This is a genomic window from Actinomadura graeca (genome assembly GCF_019175365.1).
GTDB classification, from domain to species: domain Bacteria; phylum Actinomycetota; class Actinomycetes; order Streptosporangiales; family Streptosporangiaceae; genus Spirillospora; species Spirillospora graeca.
On the sequence record NZ_CP059572.1, the window covers coordinates 7,441,157 to 7,455,597 of the forward strand.

At 73.7% G+C, this 14,441-nt stretch carries 12 protein-coding genes; 6 read left to right on the forward strand and 6 right to left on the reverse strand.

Annotation, left to right across the window (positions count from 1 at the left end):
• Window positions 1–12: 12 nt before the first annotated feature.
• The 3 genes from AGRA3207_RS33070 to AGRA3207_RS33080 form a co-directional block, all read right to left on the reverse strand.
• On the reverse strand, window positions 13–1,170 hold the full coding sequence (locus AGRA3207_RS33070) for a sensor histidine kinase (protein ID WP_231331041.1): 1,158 nt from the start codon (window positions 1,168–1,170) through the stop codon (window positions 13–15).
• A 91-nt stretch (window positions 1,171–1,261) separates the two neighbouring features.
• On the reverse strand, window positions 1,262–3,409 hold the full coding sequence (locus tag AGRA3207_RS33075) for an MMPL family transporter (RefSeq protein WP_231331042.1): 2,148 nt from the start codon (window positions 3,407–3,409) through the stop codon (window positions 1,262–1,264).
• Between the two features lie 320 nt (window positions 3,410–3,729).
• A complete protein-coding gene (locus AGRA3207_RS33080; RefSeq protein WP_231331043.1) occupies window positions 3,730–4,089 on the reverse strand; it encodes a MerR family transcriptional regulator in 360 nt (119 codons plus the stop codon).
• 192 nt (window positions 4,090–4,281) lie between these two features.
• On the opposite strand from AGRA3207_RS33080, the gene AGRA3207_RS33085 reads away from it, so the two are divergent.
• Window positions 4,282–4,971: an SDR family NAD(P)-dependent oxidoreductase gene (locus AGRA3207_RS33085; RefSeq protein ID WP_231331044.1), complete on the forward strand. Its 690-nt coding sequence runs from the start codon at window positions 4,282–4,284 to the stop codon at window positions 4,969–4,971.
• Here the strand turns inward: AGRA3207_RS33085 and AGRA3207_RS33090 are convergent.
• Window positions 4,944–5,741: an SAM-dependent methyltransferase gene (locus tag AGRA3207_RS33090; protein WP_231331045.1), complete on the reverse strand. Its 798-nt coding sequence runs from the start codon at window positions 5,739–5,741 to the stop codon at window positions 4,944–4,946. The two genes, AGRA3207_RS33085 and AGRA3207_RS33090, sit on opposite strands and share 28 nt — an antisense overlap.
• A 358-nt stretch (window positions 5,742–6,099) precedes the next feature.
• On the opposite strand from AGRA3207_RS33090, the gene AGRA3207_RS33095 reads away from it, so the two are divergent.
• Window positions 6,100–8,268, forward strand: coding sequence for an MMPL family transporter (locus AGRA3207_RS33095; protein WP_231331046.1), 2,169 nt, complete (start codon window positions 6,100–6,102; stop codon window positions 8,266–8,268).
• A 22-nt stretch (window positions 8,269–8,290) separates the two neighbouring features.
• Here the strand turns inward: AGRA3207_RS33095 and AGRA3207_RS33100 are convergent, their stop codons facing one another.
• Both AGRA3207_RS33100 and AGRA3207_RS33105 read right to left on the reverse strand, forming a co-directional pair.
• Window positions 8,291–9,142 carry a siderophore-interacting protein gene (locus AGRA3207_RS33100; RefSeq protein WP_231331047.1) on the reverse strand — a complete coding sequence of 284 codons (852 nt, stop codon included), beginning with the start codon at window positions 9,140–9,142 and terminating at the stop codon, window positions 8,291–8,293.
• A 10-nt stretch (window positions 9,143–9,152) separates the two neighbouring features.
• Entirely contained in the window at window positions 9,153–10,172 is a 1,020-nt protein-coding gene (locus AGRA3207_RS33105) for an ABC transporter substrate-binding protein (protein ID WP_231331048.1), read from the reverse strand.
• 131 nt (window positions 10,173–10,303) lie between these two features.
• Between AGRA3207_RS33105 and AGRA3207_RS33110 the strand changes: the two genes are divergently transcribed.
• The 4 genes from AGRA3207_RS33110 to AGRA3207_RS33125 all read left to right on the forward strand — a co-directional run bounded on the left by AGRA3207_RS33110 (window position 10,304) and on the right by AGRA3207_RS33125 (window position 14,424).
• Window positions 10,304–11,410, forward strand: a complete 1,107-nt coding sequence (locus tag AGRA3207_RS33110) for a FecCD family ABC transporter permease (protein ID WP_231331049.1) — start codon at window positions 10,304–10,306, stop codon at window positions 11,408–11,410.
• The gene (locus tag AGRA3207_RS33115; protein WP_231331050.1) at window positions 11,407–12,471 is read left to right on the forward strand and encodes a FecCD family ABC transporter permease; all 1,065 of its coding nucleotides are present in this window, start codon (window positions 11,407–11,409) and stop codon (window positions 12,469–12,471) included. The genes AGRA3207_RS33110 and AGRA3207_RS33115 overlap by 4 nt, the downstream gene beginning before the upstream one ends.
• Before the next feature lie 76 nt (window positions 12,472–12,547).
• Complete coding sequence (locus AGRA3207_RS33120) at window positions 12,548–14,008, forward strand: MFS transporter (protein ID WP_231331051.1); 1,461 nt, start codon at window positions 12,548–12,550, stop codon at window positions 14,006–14,008.
• Entirely contained in the window at window positions 14,005–14,424 is a 420-nt protein-coding gene (locus tag AGRA3207_RS33125) for a MarR family winged helix-turn-helix transcriptional regulator (RefSeq protein ID WP_231331052.1), read from the forward strand. Before AGRA3207_RS33120 ends, AGRA3207_RS33125 begins: the two co-directional genes overlap by 4 nt.
• The last annotated feature ends 17 nt before the right edge of the window (window positions 14,425–14,441 follow it).

Below are 14,441 nucleotides of genomic sequence, written 5' to 3' on the forward strand. Positions count from 1 at the left end.
GCCTTCCGGTGATCAGGGGTGGATGGGCAGGTCGGCGGTGACGGCGAAGCCCCCTCCGGGGCGGCGGCCCGCCCGGAGACGTCCTCCGGCGGACTGGGCGCGTTCGCGCATCCCGATGAGGCCGAACCCGCCGCCGGGAGCCGGGGGGCGCGGGACGGTGCCGCCGTCATCGCTGATCGTGAGGGTCAGGGTGTCGGCCTTGTAGGTGAGCGTCACGTCGGCCGTGTCCGCACCGGCGTGCTTGGCGACGTTGGTGAGCGCCTCCTGGACGATGCGGAACGCGGCCAGGTCGACGCCTGGGGAGAGCGGGCGCCGCTCCCCGTCGACGGTGATGGTGGCGCGGAGCCCGGCGGAGCCGAAGTCGGAGACCAGGTCGTCGAGGCGCGCCAGCCCGGGGGACGGTTCCAGGGGGTCCTGCGGATCGTCGGATCGGCGCAGGAGGCCGACGGTGGCCTGGAGCTCGCGCAGCGCCGAGGCGGTCGTGCTGGTCAGCTCGTCGAGGATCCGCGCGGCCTGCTCGGGACGGGTGCGCAGGAGGTGGGCCGCGGTGCCCGCCTGGGCGTTGGCCAGGGCCATGTGGTGGGCGACGACGTCGTGGAGTTCGCGGGCGATGCGGACGCGTTCCTCGGCGACGCGGTGCCGGGCCTCCTCCTCGCGGGTGCGCTCGGCGTACTCGGCGCGGGCGTGCACGGCGTCCAGGTAGGCGCGCCTGCCCCGCACGGCGGCACCCGAGACGACCGCCACGATGATCCAGAACGCGGGGGCGAACGTCGCGAGCTTCTGGGCCTCGTCGTCGTCCATGGTCAGCTGCGCCGCCACGGCGAACGTCGCGATGGCGGCCAGGCCGTGGACGCGGGCGATCCGCTCGGGGACGCGGACGCCCAGCTCGTAGAACGCGACGATGAGCGGGACGAGCATGAGGTGGTCGAGGGGATACCCGAGGCCGCCCGCGGCGACGACGCACGCCGACACGCACGCGGCGGCCATGGCCGGACGGCGGCGGCGCCACAGCAGCGCGAGGCACGCGGCGGTCGCCGGGAGCGCCCCGGGCCACCAGCCGTGCGCGTCCTCGGCGTACTGCCAGCCGGACGCCGCGTAGACCAGCAGCAGGAAGGCCGCCTCGACGAGGCGGGGGTGATGGTCGGCGAACCGCCGCCATGCCGTGATCATGAGGCTGTCTCCCGGGTTCCCTGTACCCATGGTGGGGCACGGAGCGGCGGGGGCCGCCCGCGCGGGTGTGCGGACGGCCCCCGGATGCGCGTCAGGCGTGCGCGGTGTGGCGCTCGGGACCGTCCGGCACGGCGGTGGGCGGCGCCGGACCGCGGCGCAGGGACTCGCCCTCGACGTCGACGCGCGGCAGCAGCCGATCCAGCCATCGCGGCAGCCACCAGGCGCGCCTGCCGAGGAGGGCGAGGACGGCGGGCACGATCACCATGCGGACGACGACGGCGTCGAACAGCACGGCGGACGCCAGCCCGAAGCCGACCATCTTGATCATCGTCCCGGCGCCGGTCATGAACCCGCCGAACACCGACATCATGATCAGGGAGGCGGCCATCACGACCCGGCCGCTGTGCCGGAAGCCGGTGACGACGGCCTGGCCGGGCGGCTCCCCGTGGACGTGCGCCTCGCGCATCCGCGAGACGAGGAAGACCTGGTAGTCCATGGCCAGCCCGAAGCTGATGCCCACCAGGAAGATCGGCATCATGCTCATGATCGGGCCGGGCTGGTCGACGCCGAAGATCCCGGCTCCGTGGCCCTCCTGGAAGATCGTGACGAGCGCCCCGAACGCGGCGCCGACCGACAGCAGGTAACCGAGGGCGGCCTTCAAGGGGACCAGCACGGAGCGGAACACCAGCAGGAGGAGCAGGAAGGCCAGTCCCACGATGGTCGCGAGGTAGGGGACGAGCGCCTTCCGCATCTTCTCGCCGACGTCGATGTTCAGCGCGGTGGTGCCGGTGACCTCGAAGGTCGCGCCGGCGGCGGACTCGATCGCGGGACGGCCCGCGCGGATGTCCCGGACGAGGTCCTTCGTCCTGTCGCTGGTCGGCGCCGTGGACGGGGTGGCCGACAGCACCGCGGTCCGCCCCGCCTTGTCGAAGCGGGGCGGGGACACCGAGACCACGCCGTCCGTGCGGGCGATGCTCGCGGAGACCCTCGCGACCGCGGCCTTCGGGTCGGCGGCGCCGCCCGCGTCCACGACCAGGGTGAGCGGGCCGTTGAACCCGGGGCCGAAGGCGTCCGCCAGGGCGTCGTAGGCACGGCGCTCGGTGGTCGAGGTGGGCTTGGTCTCGTCGCCGGGCATGCCGAGCCGCATGGTCAGCGACGGGACCGCGACGGCGCCCAGGGCGGCGACCGCGGCGAGCAGCACGGGCACGGGCCGCCGCAGGACGAACCGCGCCCACCGGGCGCCCATCTCGCCGCCTCCTCCGGCGCGGCCCCGCGTGCGGGTGCGGCGCGGGAGGACGGCGTCGGGGAGGAAGCCGAGCAGTGCCGGGACGAGGGTCAGCGCGACCAGGACGCCGACGACGACCGCGCCCGCGGCACCCATCCCCAGCCTCGTGAGCATCGGGACGCCGACCACCGCCAGCCCGGCCAGCGCGATGACGACGGTGAGCCCGGCGAACACGACCGCGGTGCCGGCGGTGCCCGCGGCCAGCCCTGCCGCCTCCCGGGGCTCGCGTCCCGCGGCGCGCTCCTCCCGGTAGCGGGAGACCACGAACAGGGCGTAGTCGATGCCGACCGCGACGCCGAGCATCATGGCCAGCTCGCCCGTCGTCGAGGACAGGTCGAGGACGCTCTGCAGGGCGGTGATCGACAGGAGGCTGACGAACACCCCGACGAGGGCGGTGACCAGCGACAGCCCGGCGGCTGCCAGCGATCCGAAGGTGATCAGGAGGACCACCGCGGCGACGCCGACGCCGAGGATCTCGCCGACGGCGCCCGCCGGTTCCGTCTCCAGCGCGGATCCGCCGAGCTCGACGGTCAGCCCCGCCTCCCGGGCGCGGTCGACGGCGTCCTTCAGCTCCGTCTTGCTCGCGTCGGTGAGGTCCTCGGCCGTGGTCTTGTAGGTGACGGTGGCGAACGCCGTGGACGCGTCGTCGCTCACCGCGTCCTCGTCGAAGGGGCTCTCCACGCCGGCGACCTGCGGCCCCCTGGACACCCGGGCCACCAGCGCATCGATGGCCGCCCGGCTCCCGGGCGCGGTGACCTTCTGGCCGTCCGGGGCGACGAACACCACCCGCGCGTCGGCGCCGTCGGCCGCGGCGCCGGGGAATGTGTCGTTGATGTGGTCGAACGCCCTCTGGGACTCGATCCCCGGCATCGACACCGAGTCGGACGGGGCCTTGCCCGCGTTCTGCGCACCGAAGAAGACGGCGGCCAGGACCGCGAGCCACAGAAGCGTCACCCAGCGACGCCATCTGAAAGCCCCGCGTCCCAGCCTGTAGAGGAAGGTCGCCATGAAAGGGGTCTCCGTATCTGGTTCGGGAACCCCCTAAGGCTCTCCGGCCGCGCCCTCTCCCGTAATCATGCGTGTCAAGGCATTCCGCTACTGAGAAACGCGTACGAGCGGGCGGCCCGGCCATGGTTCTGAAGGAGGAGAACGGGTGCTCTCAGAGGAGGAGTGAGACGACTAAGGAGACGGTGACGGCTCGCCTGGCGCCTCCTTTCGGCGGTCGGGTCTCCGGTGTTCGGAGGTGCCGCGCGTCAGGCGTCAGGCGTCAGGGACTACAGAGACGACAGGGACGAAAGCCATGCGTCGAGGGTCCGCTGGGACGCCTGGAGACGGGTGATCGTGTCGGTCACGCGGGCCTGCTCCCGTCTCAGGTGCGTGACCATGCCGGGGCACGGCCGGGGCATCAGCGTGCCGCCGTCCTCGTGGACGCAGTCCAGGACGACGGCGATGACCGACGTGGGCAGGCCCGCGTCGAGGAGCGCGCGGATGCGCCGGACCGCGGTGACGTCGGCCTCGCGGTACTCGCGGTAGCCGTTGCCCAGGCGGGCCGGTCGCAGCAGGCCCTGCTGCTCGTAGTAGCGCAGCAGGCGCGGGCTCACGCCCGTCCGGTCGGCCAGTTCACCGATCCTCATGCTCGTCCCGCCTCCGTTGGCCCTCGCACGATTGACCCTCACACGATGTGAGGCTCTAACGTCCGAACCGTCTGCGGTCATCCGTGGAGAAGGCCGTTCTTTGGCTGGATATCCAGAGGCCGCATACTCACGGGCCGCATACTCACGGGCCGGATACTCACAGGCCGCATAATCACGGGGAAGGGGCGTTCGATGCCGGGAGTGGTGGTGATCGGGGCGGGGCCGGGGATCGGGCGGTCGGTCGCCCGGCGGTTCGCCAGGGAGGGGCTGCCGGTGGCGCTGGTGGCCCGGTCGGAGGCGACGGTGCGGGCCGTGGCGGACGACGTGGCCGCGCTGGGCGTGCGGGTGGTGCCCCTGACGGCCGACAGCGCCGACGAGACGGCACTGTGCGGGGCGCTCGACGTGGCCGCGGGGGAACTGGGCGTCCCGGACGCGGTGGTGTACAACGCCGCGGTCGTCCGGCCCGATGAGGTGGGCGGGCTGCCGGCGCGGGCGCAGCTGGAGGCGTGGTCGGTCAACGTGGTCGGGGCGCTGACGGCCGCGGCGCGCACGGTGCCCGCGATGGCGCGGCGCGGGACCGGGTCGTTCCTGGTCACGGGCGGGATGCCCGAGCCGAGGCCCGAGTACGTGAGCCTGTCGCTCGGCAAGGCCGGCGTGCGCACGCTCGTGGAGCTGCTGCACCTGCGGTACGGGCCCGAGGGTGTGCACGTGGCCTCGGTGACGGTGGACGGCGCCGTCGCCCCGGGCACCGCCTTCGATCCCGATCTGATCGCCGAACGCTACTGGGACCTGCACGTCCAGCCGCGGGAGCACTGGCAGAGGGAGGTCCTGCACCAGGCGCCCCCGCGTGCCGGTCAGGGCTTGCGGGCGACGGCGCCGTAGCCGTTGACGTGGCCGGGCCCGCCGTCCCGGGCGGGGTCCGGCCGCCACTGCGTGATGGAGACCGTGCCCGGCTCGATCTTCTCCAGGCCGTCGAAGAACCCGTCGATCTCCGCGACGCTGCGCAGATGGTAGGGGAGGGTCCCCGATTCGGCGTACGTCTCGGTGCTGCGCCGGGCGGCGTCGGTGGTGTCGGTGCAGTCCCACAACACAAGGTGGCTGCCCGAGGGGACGCCCGCCATGGTGTCGGCGACGATCTGCCTTGCCGTCGCGTAGTCCTGGCAGAACCCCATGACGCCCATGAACATCACCGCGATGGGCCGTCCGAAGTTCAAGATGTTGGCGGCCTCGTCGAGGATCTGCCGGGGATGGTGGTAGTCGGCGTCGAGGTAGTCGGTGACGCCCTCGGGCGTGGTACCGCGCAGCAGCGCCCGCGCATGGGCCAGCACCATCGGGTCGTTGTCGACATAGACGACACGGGCCTCGGGCGCGACCCGCTGGGCGATCTCATGGGTGTTGGACTGTGTCGGCAACCCCGCCCCGATGTCCAGGAAGTCGCGGATCCCCACGTCGGAGACGAGGTGGCGCACGGCACGGACGAGGAAAAGGCGGGACTGCCGGGCGATGGTGACGACCTCGGGGTTCACCGCCGCGGTGGCGTCCCCGATCGTGCGGTCGACCTCGTAGTTGTCCTTGCCTCCGAGCCAGTAGTTCCACGCCCGCGCCGGGGATGGAATGTCGGTTCGAAACCGTTCTGCGGCATATTGGGGCAAATGGGGAGGGAGATTCGCGGGCGGGTTAGTGGGAGACGTGCCAGAAGCGGACAACGTCGACTCCTCGGAAGTACGTGACCGGACGGGAAGGATCCTATGTTTCCGTCGAGGGTCGCGTTAGTGACCTCGGGGAGAAGACGGCCGTGCGGTCGGGAGCGTTCCACTGTCGCGGGGTGGACACGGGTTGAGGCTCGTCCCAAATATGGTTTCATTTGGTGATTTTGACCTTTATTTACATCACGTTTCGCTCCGTTCCCTGGTGGGGGAGCGTGTCGCGAAGATGTCCGGCAGTCGCCGGATGTGTCTGTTTCATAACCGCGGGTAGGAGGTCGCCGGAATGCCGTGATCGGGGGTCGGTATGTTCGGGGGACTGGCACGCTTCGTGGTGCGGCGCCGCTGGTGGGTGATCGCGGCGTGGGTGGTGGCCGCGGTGCTGCTGACGGGGTTCGCGCCGAGGTTCAAGGCCAGTTCGGAGCAGACGGACTTCCTGCCCGGCTCCTATGAGTCGGTGCGGGCGTTCGACCTGACGCGGGAGGCGTTCCCGCAGACGCGGGGGCAGAACGCGATCGTCGCGGTGACGCGCTCGGACGGCGGGGCGCTGACCCCGGCGGACCAGGCGGTCACCGCGCGGCTGGCCCGGACGCTGGAGGACGAGCGGCCCCGGGGCGTCCAGCAGGTGCTCCCCGGGCCCGTCTCGCCCAACCGCGAGGTCGAGATGATCAACGCGCGGTTCACGTCGGAGAGCTTCGACGACCCGGACGTCGCCAAGGGCATCGACGAGATGCGCGACACGCTCGCGGAGGGCACGCGGGGGACCGGCCTCACCGCGCGGGTGACCGGGAACGCGGCGATCAACGCCGACGCGCAGGAGTCCTATGAGCGCAGCGACTCGATCACGCTCGGCGCCACCGTCGTGGTGATCTTCGTCCTGCTGATCTTCACGTTCCGCAGCGTGGTGGCGGCGTTCCTGCCGCTGCTCACGGTGGGGCTGGTGATGATGGTGGCGCTGGCGCTGATCGGCAGCGTGAACGCGGCGTTCGACCTCAAGGGCGACAGCCTGACGCAGTCGCTGATGCCCATCGTGCTGTTCGGCGTGGGGACGGACTACATCCTGTTCCTGCTGTTCCGGTACCGGGAGCGGCTGCGGGCGGGTGAGGACGGCAAGACCGCGATGGTGTCGGCCGTCGAGCGGGTCGGCGAGGTGATCGCCTCGGCGGCGTGCGCGGTGATCGTCGCGTTCAGCGCGCTGATCCTGGCGTCGCTCGGCATGCTGAAGTCGATGGGACCGGCGATGGGCATCGCGGTCGCGACGACACTGGTGGCCGCGCTGACGCTGATCCCGGCCGTGGTGTCGCTGCTCGGGTCCAAGGTCTTCTGGCCGAGCAAGTCGTGGCGGGCCGAGCCGCCGCACCGCAAGGCGGCGCGGCTGGGCGGCTTCATCGGGCGGAGCCCGTGGCAGGTGGCGCTGGTGTCGGGCGCCGTGCTCGTCGCGCTGTCGGTGTGCGCGCTCGGGTTCAGCGCGAACTTCAACATGGCGTCCGCGCCGGCGGGCACGGAGGCCGCCAAGGGGCTGGACGATCTGGAGAAGGGCTTCCCCGCCGGTGTGCAGGAGGCCACGCAGGTGTTCGTCACCGGCACGGGCGGCGGGCCGCTCCCGCCGGGGGCGGCCGAGACGGTGGCGGCGAGGCTCAGGACCACGAAGGGCGTCGCGGTGGTCGAGCCGCCGGAGCGGGGCGCCGGCGGGCGGACGGCGCTCGTCAACGTCCAGCTGGCGGACGACCCGCTGTCCAAGGCGGCGATGAAGACCGTGTCGGGGCCCGTCCGGGACACCGCGCACGCCTCCGGGCCGCCGGGCACCGAGGTGATCGTGGGCGGGCAGACCGCGGTCATGGTCGACCTGCAGAAGGCGATGAACCGCGACTACCGGGTCGTGTTCCCGATCGCGGGGCTGCTCATCGCGATCATCCTCGGGGTGCTGCTGCGCAGCGTCGTCGCGCCGGTCTACCTGATGATCGCGGTGGTGCTGAGCTTCCTCGGCACGATCGGCGCGAGCGTCGCGCTGTTCCAGTGGGGCGAGGGGCACACGGGCGTGATCTTCTTCCTGCCCCTGATCGTGTACCTGTTCGTGACGGCGCTCGGCACCGACTACAACATCCTCGTCATCGCGCGGCTGCGCGAGGAGGCGCGGGCCGGGCACCCGCCGCGGCGGGGCGTCGGGCACGCGTTCGAGCAGGCCGCGCCGACCGTGGCGTCCGCGGGGCTGATCCTCGCGGGCAGCTTCGCGACGTTCCTGCTGGCCGAGGCGGACGCGATGCAGGAGATGGGGACGACGGTGGCGCTCGGCGTGATCCTCGCGGCGTTCGTGATGTCGATGTTCCTGGTCCCCGCGGTGACCGTCCTGCTCGGCCACGCCGCCTGGTGGCCGGGGCACCAGGACACCGTCCGCGCGTCGGCCGCCGGCCCCGCGCCGGGCGCGGGCGACCCGGCGACGGCCCGCGGCGGCCCCGGGGCGGACGACCCCCGGTGACGCCGCCGCGCGGCCGGGCGGGTCACTCCCCGGTGGCCGGGCCGCCACCCGCGACGACCTCGGCGAGCAGGTCCTCCTCGGTCGCGCCGCGGCGCCAGTAGCCGGTGAAGGTGACCGAGCGGCGGTCGAGCCCCCGCTCGTTCACCAGGTGCCGCCGCAGCGCCCTGACCGTGGCGGACTCGCCCGCGATCCACGCGTACGGCCCGTCGGGGAGCTCGGCGGCGCGGACGGCGTCCAGCAGCGTGCCGGGGGAGACCCAGGCGATCTCGGCGTCGGCGGCGGTCGGCAGGTCCTGGCGGTCGCCGTCGCCGGGCACCTCGATCCACACCCGCGCGGGCGTCCCGGCGGGCAGCCAGGCGAGGTTGCCGGCGATGGCGGGCAGCGCGGTCAGGTCACCGGCGATCAGGACGGGCACGCCGGGCGGCGGGCGGAAGTCGTAGCCGCCGTTGTCGGGTCCGGTCGGCCCGAGCACGACGACGCGGTGGCCGGGACGCGCGGACGCGGCCCACCGCGCGGCGGGGCCGGACGCCCCGTCCAGGTGCAGCACGAAGTCGACGTCCAGCTCGCCGGGGCGCTGCCCGCGGACGGTGTAGGAGCGCATGATTCCGCGCTCGGCCGGGTCCAGGGCCCGCCAGTCGGCGAACCAGGTGTCGGGCGACCAGTCGTCCGGCATCAGCGGCGCGTCCTGGTGCGGGTGCGGGAGGAACAGCTTGAACCGCTGGTCGCGTCCGCCGGTGACGAACGCGCCGGTGCCCCGCGCCGAGGCGTCCAGGCACGCCCCGCCGAAGGTGATCCGGGCCATGGACGGGCCGAGCCGCGCGACCCGCAGGACGTGCAGCTCGAAGAAGCCGAAGGGATGTGCGGGAGCCGTCATCGTGTTCTCCTCAGCCGGTCTTCTTGGCGGACTGGATGGACTTCGCGAGGGCTTCGAGGATCGGCGCGCAGCCCGCGTAGGAGAACCGGGGCTCCGGCTGCCACGGGATCACCTGTCCCGCCTTCACCGCCGGCAGGTCCCGCCACGACGGCTTGGACCCGAGGTCCTTCGGCTGGAGCGCCTGGGTGCGGCTGTCGAGCATGATCACGTCGGCCGGGTACCGGTCGGCGTTCTCCCAGCTCAGGTTCTCGAAGTAGCCGTTCTGGCCGAGCCTGCGCGGGACGACGAGGTCCACGCCCAGCTCCCTGAAGTAGATGAGGTCGGTGTTCTTGGCCGGGCTGGAGGCGTAGAACAGGTCGGGGCTCGCGGACGCGGCCAGCACCTTCACCCCCGGGTTGGCCCCGGCGGCGGCGCGCAGCGCCTCCGACGCCTTGTCGAACCGGGCCTTCGCCGCGGTCACCCTGGCCGCCTTCAGGTCGGCGCCGAGCGCGGCGGCCAGCGCGGCGGTCCGCTCGATCGGCTTCGGCAGGGGGACCGCGCCGGTGGAGATGGCGACGCTCTCCGCCAGCGCGAAGATCTTGTCCTTGCTCTCGGCGGGGACGTAGAACAGCTCGTCCTCGACGAACATGTTGGCCACGAGCAGGTCGGGGCGCAGCGCCGCGTACTTCTCGATGTCGAACTCGCCGTAGGCGTTGCCGATGACCATCAGCCGGCCGACGGGCAGGTCCCCGGCCTGCGGGTCGGGCCTGCCGTCCTTGAGCCGCGTCGGGCCGAACACGCCGACCAGCTGCTGCTCGACTCCGAAGTCGTACAGCGCCGCGGCGGTGCCGACATAGCCGACGACGCGTCTCGGGCGGGCCTTCGGCCCGACCTTCGTCCCGCGGTCGTCGGTGAAGGTCCACGCGCCGCCGCCGGACGAGGCGGCGCCGTTCCCGCCGCCGCACGCGCTCGCGAGGGCCCCGAGGGCGGCGGCGCCGCCCGCGCCCAGGAGGCCGCGGCGGGTGAGGTGCCGGACACCGGTGATCGACATTTCGGTTCGTTCTCCAGCCGTATTACGGTGGTCGGATTCCGACCCGTGCGGAGCTTAGGTTAACCTAACCTAAGTCTTGTCCCAGCGGGGGGCCGCCGGCGTCCCCGGCCCGTCCTCCCGGAGCCCCGTTCGTGCCCTCGACGAGATCCACGCAGGCCGAGGCGGACGCCTCCGGCCCGCCGCGCGCACGCCGCACGGGCGGCCCCGCCCCGGCCTCGGGCGCTCGCGCGGCCCGGCCGGTGCGCTCCCGCTCCGCCCGCGCCGCCGGGCTGGCCGGCGCGCTGCTGCTCCTGCTCGCGGTCCTCGTCCTGAGCCTCGCGGTCGGCGCGAAGCCGCTGTCGCCCGCGGAGGCGTGGGACGGTCTCGTCCACAGCGGCTCCGGAAGCCACACCGTCGTCCACCAGATGCGCCTGCCCCGGACCCTGCTCGGGCTCCTCGCGGGCGTCGCGCTCGGCCTCGCCGGCGCGGTCATGCAGGCGCTCACCCGCAACCCGCTCGCCGATCCCGGGCTCCTCGGCATCAACGCGGGCGCGTCCGCGGCGGTGGTCTCGGCGATCTCGTTCGCCGGGATCTCCTCGTTCGCCGGGTTCGTGTGGTTCGCGTTCGCGGGCGCGGGCGTCGTGGCCGTGCTGCTCTACGCCGTCGGCGGCGGGCACGGCGCGACCCCCGCGCGGCTCGCGCTGGCCGGGTCCGCGCTGAACGCCGCGCTGTTCTCCTACGTCAACGCGGTGCAGCTCCTCGACACCGCGTCGCTTGACCGCATGCGGTTCTGGACGGTCGGCTCCCTCGGCGCCGCGCAGCCCTCCACGGTCGTGCGCGTCGCCCCGTTCGTGGCGGCCGGCCTCGTCCTGGCCCTGCTGCTCGCCCGGCCGCTGAACGCGATGGCGATGGGCGAGGACGCGGCGCGCTCGCTCGGCGCCCGCCCGGGACGCGCCCGGATCGCCGCCATCGCCGCGGTGACGCTGCTGTGCGGCTCCGCGACGGCGGCATGCGGGCCCGTCGTCTTCGTCGGGCTGATGGTGCCGCACCTCGTCCGCGCGCTGACCGGCCCCGACCTGCGCTGGCTGCTGCCCTACTGCGCGGTGCTCTCGCCCGCGCTGATGCTGGGCGCGGACGTGCTCGGACGTGTCCTCGTCCGCCCGTCCGAGCTCCAGGTGGGCATCGTGATGGTCGTGTTGGGCGGGCCCGTCTTCCTGTACTTCGTCCGGCGCCCGCGCGGCAGGGCGGCCGCGGCGTGAGCGGGGGCGACCCGGGGCGGACGCAGCGGTTCGCCGTCGTCCGGACGCCCGGGGGGCTGTCGTTTCGATTCCGCCCGCGCGCGCTCGCCGTCTCCGCCGTCTGCCTTCTGGTGGCGCTCGGCCTCGGTGTCGTGCTGATCGGCAGCGGCGACTTCCCGATGGCCCCCGCCGATGTGGTTCGCACCCTCGCCGGGCGGGGCTCGCCCGCGGACTCGCTCATCGTCAACGAGATCCGCCTGCCGCGCGTGGCCGCCGGGCTCGCCGTCGGCGCGGCGCTCGGCCTGGCCGGGGCGATCTTCCAGTCGCTCGTCCGCAACCCGCTCGGAAGCCCCGACATCCTCGGCTTCACCCAGGGCGCCGCGACCGGAGTGCTCGCCGTCATCGTGCTGGCCGGCGGCGGCAGCGCGGCGGTCGCGTCCGGCGCCGCCGCCGGCGGCATCGCGACCGGCCTGCTGGTGTACGCCGCCGCCGGTCGCGGCGGCGCGCACGGCCAGCGGCTCGTCCTCGTCGGCATCGGCGTCGCGGCGATCCTCACCGGCGTCAACGGCTACCTGCTGACCCAGGCGGACATCATCGACGCCGCCCGCGCCGTGCTGTGGCTGACCGGCAGCCTGGACGGCCGCGACTGGGCCGACGCGGCGCCGGTGCTCGCGGCGCTGGCCGTCCTCGGGCCCCTCGTCCTCGTCGGCTGCGGGCGTGCCCTGCGGATGCTGGAGATGGGCGACGACGCGGCGCACGGCCTCGGCGTCCCGATCGCGCGGGCCCGGCTGATCATGCTGGCCGCGGCCGTGCTGCTCACCTCGCTCGCCGCCGCGGCCGCCGGGCCGGTGTCCTTCGTCGCGCTCACCGCGCCGCAGCTCGCCCGCCGCCTCACCCGCACGACCGGCCCGAACCTGCTGCCCGCCGCGTGCATGGGCGCGGCGCTGCTGGTGGCCGCGGACTGGGCCGCGCAGCGCGCCTTCCCCGGGCATCAGCTCCCGGTCGGCGTGGTGACCGGGCTCCTCGGCGGCGGGTACCTGGTCTGGCTCCTCGTGACCGAACGCCGGACGGGACGGATCTGATCACCCCGTTGCCATATCCTTTCCGGAATAGTTGTATGTCCCTAATGGTTGTATCCATATAACCATTGGAGGCACCTTGCCGGACCTGTCCCCCCGCCGCCGGCTGCTGGTGCTGGGCATCTGCTGCCTGAGCCTGCTGATCGTCAGCATCGACAACACGATCCTCAACGTCGCGCTGCCCGCGTTGCAGCGCGACTTCCACGCGTCGCTGCCCGGCCTCCAGTGGACGATCGACGCGTACCTGATCACGCTGGCCTCGCTGCTGATCCTCTCCGGGTCCACCGGCGACCGGATCGGGCGGCGCCGGGTCTTCCAGACCGGCCTCGCGCTGTTCGTCACCGGGTCGGTGCTGTGCAGCCTCGCGCCGTCCCTGGGATGGCTGGTCGCCGCGCGCGTCGTCCAGGCCGTCGGCGGGTCCATGCTCAACCCGGTCGCGATGTCGATCATCACGAACGTGTTCACCGGGCCGCGCGAGCGCGCCCGCGCCATCGGGGTGTGGGGCGGGGTCGTCGGGCTGAGCATGGCCCTGGGCCCGCTGGCCGGCGGCCTGCTCGTCGACTCCGTCGGATGGCGGGCGATCTTCTGGCTCAACCTGCCGATCGGGGCGGCGGCGCTGGTGCTGACGGCCCTGTTCGTCCCCGAATCGCGCGCGCCGCGCCCGCGCCGCGTCGACCCGCTGGGACAGGGCCTGATGATCGTCACGCTCGCGTCGCTGACCTTCGCGATCATCGAGGCGCCCGGGACGGGGTGGACCTCGCCTGCCGTGGCGGGGGGCGCCCTGGTCGCCGCCGCCGCGCTCGCCGCGTTCGTCGCCCATGCGCGGCGGGCCGCCGAGCCGCTCATCGACCTGCGGTTCTTCCGCAGCGTCCCGTTCTCCGGCGCCACCGTCATCGCCGTCTGCGGGTTCGCCGCCCTCGCCGGGTTCCTGTTCGTCAACGCGCTCTACCTGCAGAACGTGCGGGGCCTGTCGGCGCTGCGCGCCGGCCTGTTCCTGCTGCCCATGGCCGTCATGACCGCCGCCTTCGGGCCGCTGTCGGGCCGCCTGGTCGGCGCCCGCGGCCCCCGGCTGCCGCTGCAGATCGCCGGTGCGGCGATGCTCGCCAGCGGGCTGATGTTCGCGCTGTTCGACGCCGAGACCGGCACCGTGTCGCTGTTCACCGCGTACGTGCTGTTCGGGCTCGGGTTCGGGATGGTCAACGCGCCGATCACCAACACCGCCGTGTCGGGGATGCCGCGCGCCCAGGCGGGCGTCGCGGCGGCCGTCGCCTCCACCAGCCGCCAGGTCGGGCAGGCGCTCGGCGTCGCGGTGATCGGCGCCGTCCTCGCGGCGGGGACGGGCCCGGGGCCGGACGCCGCGTCCCGCTTCGTCGGCGCCGCGCGCCCGGCATACTGGGTCCTCGCCGGGTGCGCCGCCGCCGTGCTCGTGCTCGGCACCCTCACCACAGGACGCCGCGCCGCCCGCAGCGCCGCGCGCGTGTCCGCCCTGTTCGAGACCGGGCCCGAGCGGCACCCCGTGAGCGGAGCGAGCACCCGATGACCGAGCCCCACCCGGCCGCCCGCGCCTGGCACAACCTGCGCATCCTGCTGCACGAGCGGGGCGACCGCCGGCACGAGGCCACCGAGGCGCTCGGGATGAGCTTCGCCCGGATCAGGGCCCTGCGGCGCCTCGCCGCCGGGCCGATGACGCTGCGCGACCTGGCCGAGGAACTGCTCACCGACCGCCCCTACACGACGCTCGTGGTGGACGACCTGGTCGAGCGGGGGCTGGTCGAGCGCACCCCCAACCGCGCCGACCGCCGCTCGAAGATCGTCTCGGTGACCCCGGCCGGGCGGGCCGCGGCCGCGGAGGCCCAGCGCATCCTCGACACGCCGCCCCCCGCCCTGTACGCGCTGTCGCCCGAGGACCTCGCGGCCCTCGACAGGATCGCCGCCCGCCTCGTCGCCGAGGACTGACGGCCGCCGCCGAGGAC